We start from the raw sequence: 15230 nt of genomic DNA on the forward strand, positions 1-15230 counted from the left end.
GTTAATAAGCATTCCTGTCTCCCTTTATCATATTCATGATAGTCTGGAATATAATCTGGCAATCGAGCCAGAAACTGTAATTTTCTATATACCACAAATCAAGATCCACACGCCGCTGCATTTTGCCTGGCTCTCTCGTTTCTCCCCTACAACCGTTTACCTGCGCCCAACCTGTTATACCGGGTTTTACCAGATGCCGTAACATATAATGCTGAATTACATTCTTTGACTCATCGTGTAATGGTATGGGATGAGGACGGGGACCTACAATAGACATATCTCCCATCAACACGTTAATAAACTGAGGCAATTCATCGAGATTGGTTTTTCGCAGTATCCTTCCCAACGGCGTTACCCGCGCGTCCCGCGAGGTAGCCTGCAAATAGTGTCCATGCTCATCTACTATATCACTATTCACCACCATGGAACGGAATTTATAGCAGGAAATACGCTTGTTCTTTAATCCCCACCGTTCCTGCTTATAGAACACCGGACCTTTAGAGGTCAGCTTAATTAACAGGGCGATGATGGGAAACAACCAGCTAAACACCGTGACAAATAAAATAATGGTAAATATCATTTCAAACAACCGCTTAAAATGCTGCAGCGTAACATCATCCAAAGGAGAAGTCCGGACGGTGAATAAAGGAAAGCTCCCCATAAAGTGCATGCTGGCAGTGGGCGTACAGTAGCGGTGGCATTCCGAGATAATTCTCACGCGCTTGGCTTCTCTTTCGCTGGCCACAATAATTTTTTCTACTGTATCATTCTGCCCTCCCGGAATGGCTACTACCACTTCATCAATGTCGGTACTTTGCAGGATGCCGGGCAAATCTGCTACCTTGCCCAGGTACTGCCCATGCATCAGGGCCATGCGTTCATCATCCAAAAAACCCACACAGCGGTAACCGAAATGGTCATTCGCCCGCATGGTTTTGTAAAAACTCCGGCCGGTTTCACCTGCTCCAATAATCAGCACATTTTTAAGGTTATATCCCGCGGTTCTCAACTGCAGCAGGATTTGTTTTACCGCGAATTTAGCTGTTACAATACCGCAGAAAATAAGGCCGGTATACAATAACGTAAATGTTCTTGGATATGGATAATATTTAAACACATAGAAAAACAAAAAAGTGAAAAAGCACCCGTGCAATAAAACTGTCTTCAGAATAGCTACAAACTCAAAAGAAAATGATTTCGTTCTGAAATCATCATACAAATGCATAAACAACCCAATGATGGTCCAGGAAAAAATACTGAGTCCCAACAACATGAAATTAAATGGAGACATGAATACATCTCCTTTGAGGGCGATATATTCGCGGGTCAACAGAAAAAACGCTGTCAGTACGATGTAATCAAGTATCAACCTTACAAAGAAGTTGATGGAGATAATACGTTTCATAGCATGAACCAATTGAAAATTCCTTAACCTGAACCAGGTTAATTAGCCGCTGCTTCAATAGTTTTATTAAATATTTCCATGAACTCATTTCCAATCCGCTGTATATCGAATGTTCTTTCCGCATATGCCCTTCCGTTTTGTCCCAGTTTCCTGCGCAATGTTTGATTATCTACCAGCAATTCCAGGTATTTACAAAAGCCTCTTTCATCATCCGGCGATACACAGTAACCGACTTCGTTGTTATGTATAATCGTGGCACTTAAATTAGATAAGGGCATCGCTACCACAATGGGTTTCTGCGCGCACAGGTAAGTCAGTACTTTGGACGGTACAGAATAAATACCCGCCTCCTTCTCCAGTATCGCCAATAAAACATCTGCAGTACCTAATACTTCACTCATTTGTTTAAAGTCCTGGAAAGGCAGTACCAGCAAGTTGTCCAGCCCGTGCCGTTGTTTTTCCTTTTGCAGGTAGTCAGCGCCCAATCCCTCTGAGATAACAATAAATACCACCCCGCTATGCTGCCGGAAATGACGTGCGGCAGCCACCAGTATAGCCGGATTATGCTTCAAACCCAGTGTGCCGGAATATACCAGGCAGGTTTTATCTGTAAGCCCATACTTTCTTGCCCAGTCATTATTTTTCTCCACCAGCATAATCTCTGAAATAGGTGCCCAGTTGGGAATACAGGTCACCTTTTCCAATTGCACCTTCCATTGGCGGAAAATATGATTGAAATCACTGGTGATACTTACTATGTGGTGACTTTTACGCAACAGCCCTGACTCCAGTTTTTTGAAATAATACCAGATCGGGAACCCCAAGGCACCCAACTTCTTCTTTGCAATTTGTTGAATAGCCACCGTATAAATATCCTGGCACCAGTAAATAAACCTGATTTGACGCTGCCGGCAATATCGTTGCAGATACTGCTGAACAAACAAGGGAGTAGTACCGCTCAGGATTACTTCCGGCTGGAAAACATCCAACTGTTTAGCCAGTTTTCTCGCATATTCTATTTCCTGCCTCCTTCTTTTTAGTAAGGAATACTTATCAAAAATACCAGTGATACTAATCGGCAATACCTCCAGACTTCCATTTTCATTCACCGTTGAAAAATCTCCTTTAGGCGACTGAAAAGAAGCAGAGTAAGCATGCAATACCTGGTGACCACAGTCAGCCAACTGACGGCTCAACTGCAATGGAAAAGCATGTCCCGAATGATCATTCACAACTATTTTCATGAGTCAACCTGTTTTTCAACAAATTTCAATGGTAGCCAACAACCTTTTTTACTGTTTCCGTTTATATAAAAGATCCATTTGAAGGATCTGTAATTGTTCAGACTGCAGGAAACCCACTGGCGCAATGAACTCAAATCCCAGTTCCTTCACAAAGCTGTGCATTTCATCAAACAGTGGTTCTCCTTTATACATGGGCACAAAAGACGCTTCAAAAAGGAGGTAATCAATCTGATGCAAACAAGAGGCGGCTCCTTTCAGGATCTCTTTCTCAAACCCCTGTACATCCATTTTAAGTAATACCGGTGGCACCAACGCTATCCCACTGCTAACATCATCCAACCGTTTTACGTCTACTGTTATTTGCTCCACCTTCGTTGTTCCCGGGATCAAATGCTGCTGCAGGTCCGACATGGGCAATGCTGAGCTGGCATGTGAATAAGCGTTACTGTAAAATATCAGTGTTCCCGCAGCACTGCCTAATGCATAATTATATGTACGAATCCTTTCTATTTTCCGGGTATTCTGTTGCAACAATGGGTATACTTCCGGTAGCGGTTCAAACGAATAGATGTAACAGCCCGGATAAAAATAACTGGCGGCCAGGGCAAACTGTCCCTGGTTGGCACCTGCATCTAACAAGGTATTCAATTGCGGAATATAGTGCCGGCAATTATGCAGTATTTGCGTAGAGGCCACAGACGCACCTTTTTCCAACATAGATGTAATACCCCTCCCCGACTTCAGGAACACTTTTACCGTATCAGATATTTTAAACAATAAGCTCATCTTGAAAATTTATGATCCCAACAATCTTTATAAAACCGGATGGTGGCTGCTACACTGCTATCCCAGGTAAATTTCTTTGCCTGCTCCAGGCCTGATGTTATTACCTCCTCCCTGTAATGCGCGGTTTCCAGCAACCTGATTTTTTCCAGGAACGCTCCTGCATCAATGGTATCAGCCAGTAGTCCCACTTGCCCTGTCACTTCCGGAACAGACGACATATTGGCTGCTACCACGGGACAACCCGCTTTCATAGCTTCTCCCGGAGGAAATCCAAATCCTTCATAAGCAGATGGATACAACAGGCAAAAAGCATGGTTATATAACAAATTCAACGTAGCAGCGCTCACCGTTTGAAAAATGTGATAACGATCCTGCTGTCCGGAAAAGAAGCCCCGCATTTCCTTATCTGTCCATTTTTCACCACCTACAATCACCAGGTGATAATCTTCCGGGAGCTGCCGCATGACTTCCATCACCACCCAAAAATTTTTATAATTTCTTCTTGCACCTACGTATAAAATATACTTTATGTCCGGAGAAAGGGGTAGCGTATCCTGCACTGCCGGGCGTTTCCATATCGGGTAAAAATCATCTGCAATACCATGATGGATGATCCTGATGCGGTCCGGATCTGTATCCGGATAAAAATGCAGCAAGTCTTTCCGTGTATTTTCCGAAATACAGATAATGCCATCTGCCTGTTTAATGCCATACGCCTTTTGCCGTACATTGGCCCAGGCCCTTGGGAAGGCGGTAGCCAGCTTTCTTTCATGTGCAAAATCATGCACAGTAAGAATATTCAACACATCTTTTCGTGGCGCCACACGCAGGTATCCTCCATGAAAAATCGCACCGGACGGAATAGGATAACGAACGGGCAGGTACCGCAAATATTTATCTGGTATCCAGCTTTCCCTGATGCAATCAAATCCGCTATAATCAATTCTTTGTTCAAAAATATTAGCCGACGATCTCCTTGCATTCAAAAAGCTAACAGACAAATCACTTTTGCAGATACCGGTAATCAATTCATACCAGTAAACGGAGACGCCACCGCTCCGCTGAATCGAAAAAACCAGGTTATCCAGGAATAATTGCATATTTCCGCCGTTCATTATAACCACATGTGAAGCATAACAGGATTACCGGTTAAGTAATGTATCCCCTTTATCAGGTGATTGTACTCCGGTACTACTCCTTTTATAAGCTCAATCAGTGTATGATAATTTTGTCCTTTATGATAAGTAGTAATAGCAATTTTAGGTTTACTGATACGGATCGTTTCTAATGCGCCACGGATCATATTTTCCTCGAACCCCTCTATGTCTGCCTTCAGGTAATCAATTTTAATTCCTCGGCTGGCAAACAGGCTATCGATCGTTACCACGCTCACCTCCAGCGCGTGCCCATCACCTGCGGATGTCTGGATAGTAGCATCCAGTGCGGTAGTACCTGATGTCATGGACAAATATGCCTGCTGACATTTATCGCCGGCAGCTACCGGTAAAATAGTAATGGCATTATTCTGCCCGAAAAGTTCTTTCAGCGAATCCTGGAACAACGGCAACGGCTCCATAATAAAAATGTGTCCAGCCGTATATTGATGCCTGAAAGCAAATAACCCTTCTGCACTACCGCAATCCACTACCACGTCTCCTGCCACTACCGCAGTTTGTGGAATTTCATAATAATGCCAGTGCCAGGGCCGCGACTCAGATAACACCATGGCCAAACTATACATGGGCGCGGAAGCCGGATACACAAATAAGTCGTTGTATCCCCTGATCCTGAAATATTTGTATTGATCATTTTCTTTCACCAACACAGACTCTCTTGCTGCCACTGCATTCATCGTAGGGGAAAACAGGTGGCTCATCATCTCTCGCAGGGAGATTCTTTTTCGGACACTGTTACTTACGAGGTAATGGTATAACAGCATCAACCGAAACTTACATCCCCATATGATACTGCTCAGTCGCTTCATTTCCTTCACTATTTTGAGGACTACCTTCACCATAAGCACTTAACATGGTCACCATAATCATAATCAGGTCTATCTGACTAAAGAAAAAGCAAACCGCCACAAATGCCAGGTAATTATTCTGGAATGCACTATTATTGTCATTGCGCTTCATTAACACCAGGAAGTAGGCCACCAGGGCAATACCTCCAAATTCTGCGAGTATAAAAAACCAGCGCATATTAAGATTGTTGCCCCCAATACCTGCCACGCGGTTCTCATAATTCATTTGTCCCAGAAAATATTTCGGCGGAATAAAAGTACTGTTACCACCCCCGTATCCCGATAACAACAAATAAGGTTCATCTTGCAGAAAATCCACTACGGGTAACTCTAAATCCCTTTGCAATGGCATCCCCAGGATGATGTTACTCTTTCCCCATATTTCGGTATTATAACGATAAGATGACCTTTTAAAAATCAGTTGATACACCGCGCTTTTCTGATTCTCCGTATACTGCTTAATAAAGTATTCCCTGGAACTGGCCACTGCCATAAAAAGTCCCACGATAGCCGCCAGCGACAAAATAACTTTACCACGTACCGATGACACACCTCTGAAAACGAAGAAGATCAACGCGCCTGCCAACAGGTTAATCCACCCCGTTTGAGATACAGTCAGCAAACTGGTAATAAGAGCGATGATGGTCATTTTATAATTCCTGTCTCTCAAAAATGCAGGAATCGCTAACGACAAAAACGCGCTTAACATTTTTGGTTCAGAAAATAATGCCTGCACGCGGAGACTAAATGCGTCATTTGATTGTTCCATCAAATACCGGCGTTGCAAACCCAGTACTTCATCCAGATCCAGGCTATTGAAAGTGTATTCCGCAACAATCTGTATACCCGCTATCACACAGGATATTTTTGCGATTTTCTTCACGGTAGTCAAAAAATCTTCGAAAGAGTAAATATCTTTTTCCTGTACTATCTTACTCCCTATCGCAAACAAAGGCAGGTACGTTTTCAGATAAAAATAAACAGGCCTTGTATAAAAGAGATAATACCTGTCGCCCGGATAGTAAAAAGGATCTTTATAAAACTGGATGATCAGAAATACCGCAATACTGGATATCAGTGGAAGCACCAGCAACAACAGGTACTCCCGTCGGATATATAGTTTTCCCCTCGCCAACTGATGAAGCTGATCCAATAAAAATACTATCCCAATAAAAAAGGTACCCGTAAAGGTTGGCCCGATTATTATCATAGTATAAGCCTCGGATGCAAAAGCATACAGCAGGCAGTCAACAGCGGATATTCTCCTGTTGTAGTATAAATACAATAATATGCCCGCAATCAGGAGAGGCATTGACTCCCTGAAAGTTTCCACATAAACGTTATCACTTACTAAAAGGTCATATCCGACATCCATATCTGACTTTATTATTGATTCGTTTGATGCCAGCAGAGCATACTCATTTCAGATATCCTTTTCACCGGCTGTTTATTCATAAAAAAATCCGTTTGTATATTTTATTCAATACCCTCACTTGTTGCAATGCACCTTTTATCCTGACAGGCAGCGTTCCTATGTGAAATATTTTATCACTGGTAAACTTATCTGCCACTTCATTTATCTCATCATTTTCCGGATGTATCATGGTGGAAATCCCTCCGTAATTCATCTTTCCCAACCAGTACGGCACACGCCGGGTATGTGTTGCATTTTTTCCGTAGCCAATATTGTTGACTAAGTTGACATCGGGTGTAATACCACAACCATTGTTAAACCATACCACCAGCACCCATTGAATATCCCAGGTATCCACCTGCTGGTGAAAAATGGAGAGGAAATATTTTATAACCGGATGCTGATTCTTCTTCTTCATTAGATGATGGTAGGGTCGAAGTGAAAAGTCATATTTTTTCCAGGCTCTCCGCCAGGTAGCCCAGCCCCATACATGTATGTGGCGGGAGAAATAATAAGATGCTTCCGAACGCCGTGTACCCAGCTGGAAATTGCTGCCACCAATGTGCATCACATGATGCTGATCACGATATCGTTCCAGCAACTCCGTGCAAAAGGAAAAGAACGTTGCATCGGGAACACAATCATCTTCCAGTATAATCCCTTCTTCCACTTCTTCAAAAAACCAATCTATTGCACTACTTACCGCCTTGCCACATCCCAGGTTAGTATTCCGGAACAATGTTTTTACTTCACAGGGCCAGTCGATATGTTCCAACACATAAGCCCGCGTTGCCATACACATCGCCGCTTCTCCCGGTACAGTAGCCCTTGGCCCATCTGCAGCAATGAACAGTCGCGTTGGCTGTTGCTGCCTGATTTGTTCAAAAACCAGTGCCACCTCGTCCAAACGGTTAAATACAAGAAATAGAATGGGCGTCTGTAACATCATTTTATAGCTTCTAATGCAACCGCGTTATTAAATCTGATTTCCTCTTCTACCAACTGGAACATATGATCCGGACAATCGCGGTAGCTGCAGGGTCTGACACTCCTGAACCCGGTTTCTTTCAGCAAATGAGTCAACGATACCTGGTCCCACATATACAGGTGTTCGCGGTTACCAAACGCATGTTGCATCAGTTGTTTAAATCCGGACGGTCGTCTTAATTTGCCTAACATGGTTTCCTCCAGGAACTTCACGTTTGCTTCCTGGTCGTTACTGCTCAGGTTCTCCAGGTATCGCCGGCTGGCAGACTCCAGGTCCGGTACCACGCACCTGAAATAGCCACCGGGCTTCAACAGCTGCCAGGTATTCTTAACAGCCAGGCGGCAGTCTTCATACGACAAATGTTCCAATACATGGCTACAATAAATCCCATCACATGAATTGGCGGCAATGCGTGGCAGTCCCTTCCGGATATCTCCCAGCAACACATCCTTGTGAAAGCTAACGTGCATACCTGATCTCAGCAGCTTACCAATAACAGGAAGTTGTTGTAACCTCAGGGTGGGAGAAGCGTCAAAATTCTTCCAACCTGCAGGCGCTGAAAAAGGCCCGCAACCGTATTGTATATATAGCTTATTCTCTGACATACTCACTCCTGCTGTTTTTGAAAAAATAAGTATAGTATGTTTTAGCAAAAACGGTGTAGCCCATCCCCTGCATAAACTGTAACAACTCACTATTCGCCATATGTTCCAGCTCAAATGGCTGCGACTCAACCAATACGTACGCCGGGCGGTATTTTTCCCAATTATTTGAACGCAATACTTCCATATCAAATCCTTCCGCATCTATTGTCAGAAAATCAATAGGAACATCAGCAGGTAAATGCTCGTCCAGTATTTCCGACAATGGCCAGGTTTCAATTTTCTTTTTGTCGATTACCCGGTATTGTGGCGCCTGGCTATACTCCGTCACTTTTTCATTTGAAAATGTACTCAATGCCGGGTCATTAAATACGTTGTACGTCAGGTACTGCCTGGTAGCAGATACACCGATTTCAAGGTTGATATCCTGCGGCCTGTATTTATCAAATAACGCCATAGATCCCGGCATGGGGTCTATGTTAATTCCACGCCATTTCATTTTATAAAACAGGTAGGTGTTGGAAAACCGGAACGGATGATGTGCTCCCACATCTACGTAAGTACCTTTCTCTTTGTGATGAAAGATTCTCTTTAATATCAGGTCTTCTCCCTCAGAACTATATGCCCTTCTGCGATACCTGATCTGCGGAAACATGCCGGAAATGGCCTTTATTGCTATGGTCTTCATCCAACTCATTCGCTCATGAATTTTCAGGTGTAACAGAGAAATAATTAAGCGCAAAAAACTTTAAGGAATGCCAGGCCTGCTTTACATCTTCATATGCCAGCAACGGATTAAGCATTTTCCTGGTAAACAGCCATCCTTTACCACTTTTATCAAATGCCACCAATGACAGGTATACGGCCGAATACGCGATGACGGTAGCTATGGCAGCACCTATACCTCCGTAGGGGCGAATAAGTACCATATTGAGCCCCACATTGATAATAAGGCCCATTATGTTTCCATAGAGCGTAATCTTATAACTGCCTTCAATAACCAGGTACTGTGTAAACATCGAACATAAAAAAACAGGTACACTGGCCCACACATGTATCATCAGGATAGCTGAAGCAGCCACATATTGCTTTCCGTACAGAAAAGGAATAATCACGTTAGCCAGTAACATCACTAATAGTGAGATGGTAAAACTTACCCAGAAAGATAACCGCATACACTTCTCCACACCACGCCAATAGGCCGCCATATCCGTTTTTCTTTTGTTGATCAGATCCGGTAATATGGCGGTGGCTAAAATCACCGGTATGGCATACCATAGCTCCGATATTCTTGCAGCCACTACATATTCTCCCAACTGCGAAGCAGTTCCTAACATGTCCAGTAAAAGCAGGTCTATCTTTACAAACAACACCACCACCAAATTAGAAAAAAGCAAAGGCCAACCCTGCGCCAGCAAATACTTTCCCAATCTGTAATCGAGGTTAGGCCACCACCCCGAGGCATACCGGCGCCGGTAATTATCAATGATAACCGTATAAGTAACCACGCCTTCCGCAAGTGTTACCCACAGGAAATCAGACAGTGTTCCGTTGGTGAAAACAATCAACAGCTTTATGACACAAAAAATCAGGAATACCACCACCTTGGGGATAATTACCTTTTTTACATCGTTCTGCGCCTGGTAGAAATAATCAAACACATCAAAAGATTGCAACACGATTGTTAACGCCGTAAAAATGGTACAATACAGGTATATTGGCTGATGGGGCTTGGAAAGTACTACAAAAGCTATACTCACCGCCATACTAATGATACCGGCGCCGATACGCATAAAAATAAGTATCGCCACAATGGCAGATGGATTGGATTTAGCACCCAGCAACTCCTTCACTGCAATCTTATCCATTCCCAGTAAAGCAAAGCTTCCTGCAATAGTGGTAAGCGCCAGCGCATAATTCCATATCCCAAATTGCTCAGGACCTAAGTGCCGCGCCATCATTGCCAGGACAATGATTCCCGGAAAAAGCTTACTCAGTTTATCGATGAGTAACCAGCCGCTATTTTCAAATACTTTATGCAATTCTTCTTTTTATTTTCTTAAAGACAGATACTCCCTTTGCTTTATGATGCTTATTTGCCGCATATCCGTAGTGATCGTAATAGTCGTATGGATGGAATGCATCCTGCTCAATACCATTAAAAATGAGGCCTTTCTTTCTACGGAATACTTCATTCAGGTTTTCTGCTACTGCTGATAACCTGGATTTAAGCGTAAAGTTGTAACGCACCACAAAGAGCGTACAATCCACATACGGAGAGATACTCTTCGCATCCGATACAATACCAATCGGCGAAATATCAATGATGATGTAGTCGAACCGTTCCTTCAGCAATCCCAGTAAATCTGCCATCCGTTTGCCTTCAATCAGTTCCACGGGGTTGGGAGGAATGGGTCCGGAAGACACGAGGCAGAGTCCTTCTTTGTTGGGTACTTTTTTGATGATCTCATCTGCCGTTTTATTCCCGATGATGTAGTTAGTGAGACCAATCGTGTTATCCATACCAATAGACCTGGAGAGTTTGGGTTTCCTGAGGTCCATTTCCACCAGTACTACCTTCTTTCCTCCTACTGTCAGGGCATTGGCGAGATGTGCAGAGATAAAAGTCTTTCCTTCACCGGATACGCTGGAGGTGATCATGATCGTAGCAGCGTCATTTTGTTCTGCCAGCACGAACTTGAGGTTGGTACGCAAATTAAATATCTGCTCCTGTATAACAGACCTGTTTTGCGCAGACATTTCATGTATGATAGGCATATCCTCGTGTTGCTGAAATATTTCCGCCATTACCGGAAAGTCAAATATCTGTTCAATTTCCTTTTTGGTAAGTACCCGTGGGTTGAGGAAATACTTGAGGTAGATGTAAGCGATACTGAGCACCAGTCCCACCGCTATAAACCCAATAAAGACAAATGTTTTCTTCGGTGAAATAGGTTTTTGCGGAACAAAAGCCGGTGCAATAATTTTATTATCGGTAACATTGCTGGCGTAAGATACTGATGCTTCTTCCTTTTTCTTTAACAGGTATAAATAGAGATTTTCCTTTACACCCTGTTGCCTTTTAATGTTGATATATTCCCTTTCATAAGCCGGTATATGGGCAATTTTCCCCATGATTTCATTCACCTTCGTCTGGGTTCCTTTTTGTATCACTCCTGCATTTCTTCTATAACCTGCGATATAGTTCCGGATGGTATTCCGGGAATCTTCTATTTGAGCATCCAGGTTTTGCAGGATATTACTGGTAGGCTGAAGAGAAAGGGATAACCGCCTTTTTTCCTTCAACCCTTCTTCATAGCGGTTAATCAGGGAAGTCAATGTTTGATCAACGCTTGTGCTAACGGGAGCAAACGGATAATCGCTACCCGGATGATTGATATAATTTTCCACCTGGTTAACAACTGACAATTGCATATTCGCCTCATTCAGGCGTACATCGGCATCTTTTACCTGCTCCAGTGCCAGCTTGGAACTTGCTTCTATATCTGTGATACCTCTCTGTACTTTAAAGCTTTCCTCCTGCTTTTCTAACAGTCCCAGTTCATCCCGGAGAGAATCAATTCTCACCGTCAGGAAATTGATTGTTTTTAAGGCCACTTTGTTTTTATCATCCAGTGTATACTGGTTGTAGGTTTCCAGTAATGCGTTGAGAAATTTTGCGGCTCTGTCGGCCACCTGGTCTTCATATGTTACCACCACTACCGTAGCGTCTTTATTTACCAGGCTGGTGCCGATATGTTCTATTTTTTTATAAGCCAGATCCATCACAGAATCCACCACGATGCGAAAGGAGCTTCCCATCGGCTCGTCTTCACCTGGTGTATAACGAATACTGAATTTGTCTTTATTCATTACAAAAGGCTCCCCTGATTTCACTTGAAGCTGGCTCACCAGGTGGTCATCTTCATCAAAATATTTTACTTTCAGGAAATCAGTGCCAGGTGTAACATCAAACGTGTAATTGCCCACGTTGCTACTATCAGTCAACAGCCGGATTCCCAAAAAATCCGGGTTATATATTTCCTCATCCCTTACGGCTCCTTTTTTATAATAGCGAATATTAAAATGATTACTTTGGATCGCTTTCTCCAATAATATCGGGGATTTAAGCACCTCCATTTCATTTTCAATATTCTTATTATTATTGAACAGCGACAGGGATTTTAGCATGTCCATCTCCTCTCCACCTGGTTTCTTTTCATCTTTCAGGTAAATTTTTGTGCTGGACAAATACATAGGCTTTTTGTACTTCAGGTAGGCGAATGCGCCTCCCACAGCCAGCAGAGCTATAATGATCAACAGGGGCCAGTGAAAGAAGATTTTCTTAAGAAAATCATTCAGGTCAATCACACTATTTTTATTGACTGCATTTCTATCTGCCATAAAAACATGTTTCATTTGCGAAGAATAACGATCGTTGTAACAAGAGAAATAAAACTCAGTATCGCAGGTAACAGCAATAACGTTTTTGATGAACCAAAAGACCGGTTAGGTCCGGGCTTTACATACACCACATCATTATTTCCCAGGTAGTAATAGGGAGAAGTGAGTGTTTTGGCATCATTCAGGTTTACGGTTCCATAGTTTTTTACGCCATTCACTTCCCTTATCACTATAATATCATTTCGTTTAGCCGTTATATTGAGGTCTCCTGCCATACTCAGTGCGTCCAGGATAGTAAACCGTTCTGACGACACCTTGTAAGATCCCGGCCGCGCCACATCCCCCAGCACAGACACTTTAAAATTGAGCAGCCTGGTAGATACATACACATTTCGTATTTCTTTCTCCAATGCCTGTCGGACAGCCTCTGTAACACCAGCGGTGGTCAATCCTTTTACATAAATTCTCCCGGCTATAGGTAGAATAATATTACCGGTGCTGTCTACCACATATCCCTGTTCAATGTTATTTCCCCCTGCTGTTGGACCACTAAGGGTATTGGGATTAAAAATCATTGATACATCTTTGTCAATGGTGGTGACAGTAATTTGTAAGACATCTCCTGTTTGTATCCTCAACTGCTGCGGGATATTCACAGTGTCGCCACCGTTGATCGTGGAAATATCGTTGAAATAAGTAAGCTTTTTTGAGCTGGAACAACCTGTTAATAGGATAAACATGACAATCGCGGAATAGTAAAATCTGGATCCCATATGATATGATTAATAAATGCCTGATATTTTGATCGATGGCAGCGTATGTCTATACCGGCCCGGCCACACCCCAAAAGATATCCATGCAATGCAAATTCCTGGGACACTTGTTACTTGGTTGCATATGCGTATTTATTCAGAGGGAATACTTAAGTAATTATAATTACTGAATTAATTTTTAAAACATCAGAACTTAATAATATGTTCAAAATTTGAGATAAAATCGAATAACTGAATAAAATGAATAGAAAAAATCCTGTAAAAAATGAACAAATGATACATAACATAATTCAACCATCTGTTTCAACAAGAATTCCGGGGCTAACGTTGGGTAAATCCTCATGCAACCTCATGCATGTAATAAATCAACCTCATGCAAACAGATAGATTATTCTGCGGCATTGAAGGCGCCTTGGGCGAAAGGGGAAAGGTGAGCACAAAAAAAGCCGGCTCATACGAACCGGCTTCTTTCTGCATAATGTCAGGAGTTATTACACCCATTCATTAACATGTTTTGCGTTACCCATGCTAATTTCACGGGCAGAAATGGTAAAGGAAATTACCATTGGGTTTTTGTTTTCGTAGTCAAATGACTCTTCAAACTTTACCAGGTAACCCTCTTTAAATTCCAATGTTTTCAATTTGGAATCCGTGTCTCTTTTGTAGAAGGTGATGGAACCATCTTTTCTTTCAAAGTTGTTGACCATCCACTCAAAGAGTTCTGTTTTTCCGGTAGATTCTACCGTCAGTTTGATGCGTCCGCCACGGGTAATTGCCGATGGGCGTCCTGTTGCATCTGTTTCCTGTGTGAGATCGTAGGCTACGTGTTGTACGTTGTACTCTTCACCGCCTGATGTAAATTTTGCCTTGAAGGACATGTGGGTTAATTTTTAAGGTTACAATAAAGAAATAAAAATTAGAGAACTATTTATTGATTTATAAGTACCAAATATAAGATGATTTTCTGATTAGTCAACACTCCTAACAAATAATTTAACACTAGATCAGAAAAAACAAATACAGTCGTGATCGTTAGTGAGCGCGACTATTCAGCAACATCATCTGCCTGCAGTTATCCAGGTCCCTGCTTTTACTTTCCACCTTTGCATTCAGGTCGGCCACCTGCATTTTCAGATCAGCAATACTTTGTTGTGCATTTTGTAATTCGCGTAGTTGTTGCTTGGTTTGTTGCAGCGACAGGCAATTCTGTACGATATTATCATACAGACCATAATGCGTAACCGCTTCCTTAGGAATAGAATTACGCATATCCGCCAGGGAAGCAGCTATTACCTGGTCCATATAATTCGCATTCTGATTAGGCAGATTAATGGAGTCCAGGTTATGCTTTACTTTCTCCAGCTTTTGCAGAAAATCCGCCTGGAAAGCTTGTTCCTGCCGGAAGCTACTGAGCTCTTTTCGCAGTGACGCATTTTCCCTCGCGGGTACCTGGTAGTTAAAAAATATAGCTAATACAAACAAGCCCACTGTTATGATAAAAAATAACAGGAACCATATAAATGAAATGCTTCTTTCCTGTCTGTTCAATACTTGCATACTGCGAAATGTTTTTATTTTAAGTTATCGGGAT

14 protein-coding genes are annotated in these 15230 nt (G+C 42.5%); all 14 read right to left on the reverse strand.

Annotated features, from left to right (window positions below; translation table 11 throughout):
- Position 1: 1 nt before the first annotated feature.
- Complete coding sequence (locus J7623_RS26525; protein ID WP_291926607.1) at positions 2-1405, reverse strand: undecaprenyl-phosphate glucose phosphotransferase; 1404 nt, start codon at positions 1403-1405, stop codon at positions 2-4.
- A 38-nt stretch (positions 1406-1443) separates the two neighbouring features.
- A complete protein-coding gene (locus tag J7623_RS26530) occupies positions 1444-2649 on the reverse strand; it encodes a glycosyltransferase family 4 protein (protein WP_291926609.1) in 1206 nt (401 codons plus the stop codon).
- Between the two features lie 48 nt (positions 2650-2697).
- Positions 2698-3435, reverse strand: a complete 738-nt coding sequence (locus J7623_RS26535) for an FkbM family methyltransferase (RefSeq protein WP_291926612.1) — start codon at positions 3433-3435, stop codon at positions 2698-2700.
- Positions 3432-4535, reverse strand: coding sequence for a glycosyltransferase family 1 protein (locus J7623_RS26540; RefSeq protein WP_291926614.1), 1104 nt, complete (start codon positions 4533-4535; stop codon positions 3432-3434). Before J7623_RS26540 ends, J7623_RS26535 begins: the two co-directional genes overlap by 4 nt.
- A gap of 14 nt (positions 4536-4549) precedes the next feature.
- Positions 4550-5419 carry an FkbM family methyltransferase gene (locus J7623_RS26545; RefSeq protein ID WP_291926616.1) on the reverse strand — a complete coding sequence of 290 codons (870 nt, stop codon included), beginning with the start codon at positions 5417-5419 and terminating at the stop codon, positions 4550-4552.
- A complete protein-coding gene (locus J7623_RS26550; protein ID WP_291926617.1) occupies positions 5385-6833 on the reverse strand; it encodes a hypothetical protein in 1449 nt (482 codons plus the stop codon). Before J7623_RS26550 ends, J7623_RS26545 begins: the two co-directional genes overlap by 35 nt.
- Before the next feature lie 76 nt (positions 6834-6909).
- Positions 6910-7821, reverse strand: coding sequence for a hypothetical protein (locus J7623_RS26555; protein ID WP_291926619.1), 912 nt, complete (start codon positions 7819-7821; stop codon positions 6910-6912).
- Positions 7818-8465: a methyltransferase domain-containing protein gene (locus J7623_RS26560; RefSeq protein ID WP_291926621.1), complete on the reverse strand. Its 648-nt coding sequence runs from the start codon at positions 8463-8465 to the stop codon at positions 7818-7820. The genes J7623_RS26555 and J7623_RS26560 overlap by 4 nt, the downstream gene beginning before the upstream one ends.
- Complete coding sequence (locus J7623_RS26565; RefSeq protein ID WP_291926623.1) at positions 8452-9159, reverse strand: FkbM family methyltransferase; 708 nt, start codon at positions 9157-9159, stop codon at positions 8452-8454. The genes J7623_RS26560 and J7623_RS26565 overlap by 14 nt, the downstream gene beginning before the upstream one ends.
- A gap of 4 nt (positions 9160-9163) precedes the next feature.
- On the reverse strand, positions 9164-10504 hold the full coding sequence (locus J7623_RS26570; protein ID WP_291926626.1) for a flippase: 1341 nt from the start codon (positions 10502-10504) through the stop codon (positions 9164-9166).
- Positions 10497-12866: a polysaccharide biosynthesis tyrosine autokinase gene (locus J7623_RS26575; RefSeq protein ID WP_291926627.1), complete on the reverse strand. Its 2370-nt coding sequence runs from the start codon at positions 12864-12866 to the stop codon at positions 10497-10499. Before J7623_RS26575 ends, J7623_RS26570 begins: the two co-directional genes overlap by 8 nt.
- Before the next feature lie 11 nt (positions 12867-12877).
- Positions 12878-13639, reverse strand: coding sequence for a polysaccharide biosynthesis/export family protein (locus J7623_RS26580; protein ID WP_291926629.1), 762 nt, complete (start codon positions 13637-13639; stop codon positions 12878-12880).
- Positions 13640-14130: 491 nt separating this feature from the next.
- Entirely contained in the window at positions 14131-14517 is a 387-nt protein-coding gene (gene tssD / locus J7623_RS26585; protein ID WP_291926631.1) for a type VI secretion system tube protein TssD, read from the reverse strand.
- 154 nt (positions 14518-14671) lie between these two features.
- A complete protein-coding gene (tssO, locus tag J7623_RS26590) occupies positions 14672-15196 on the reverse strand; it encodes a type VI secretion system TssO (protein ID WP_291926632.1) in 525 nt (174 codons plus the stop codon).
- Between the last annotated feature and the right edge of the window lie 34 nt (positions 15197-15230).

The sequence above is a fragment of the Chitinophaga sp. genome (assembly GCF_017745275.1).
Lineage (GTDB): Bacteria > Bacteroidota > Bacteroidia > Chitinophagales > Chitinophagaceae > Chitinophaga.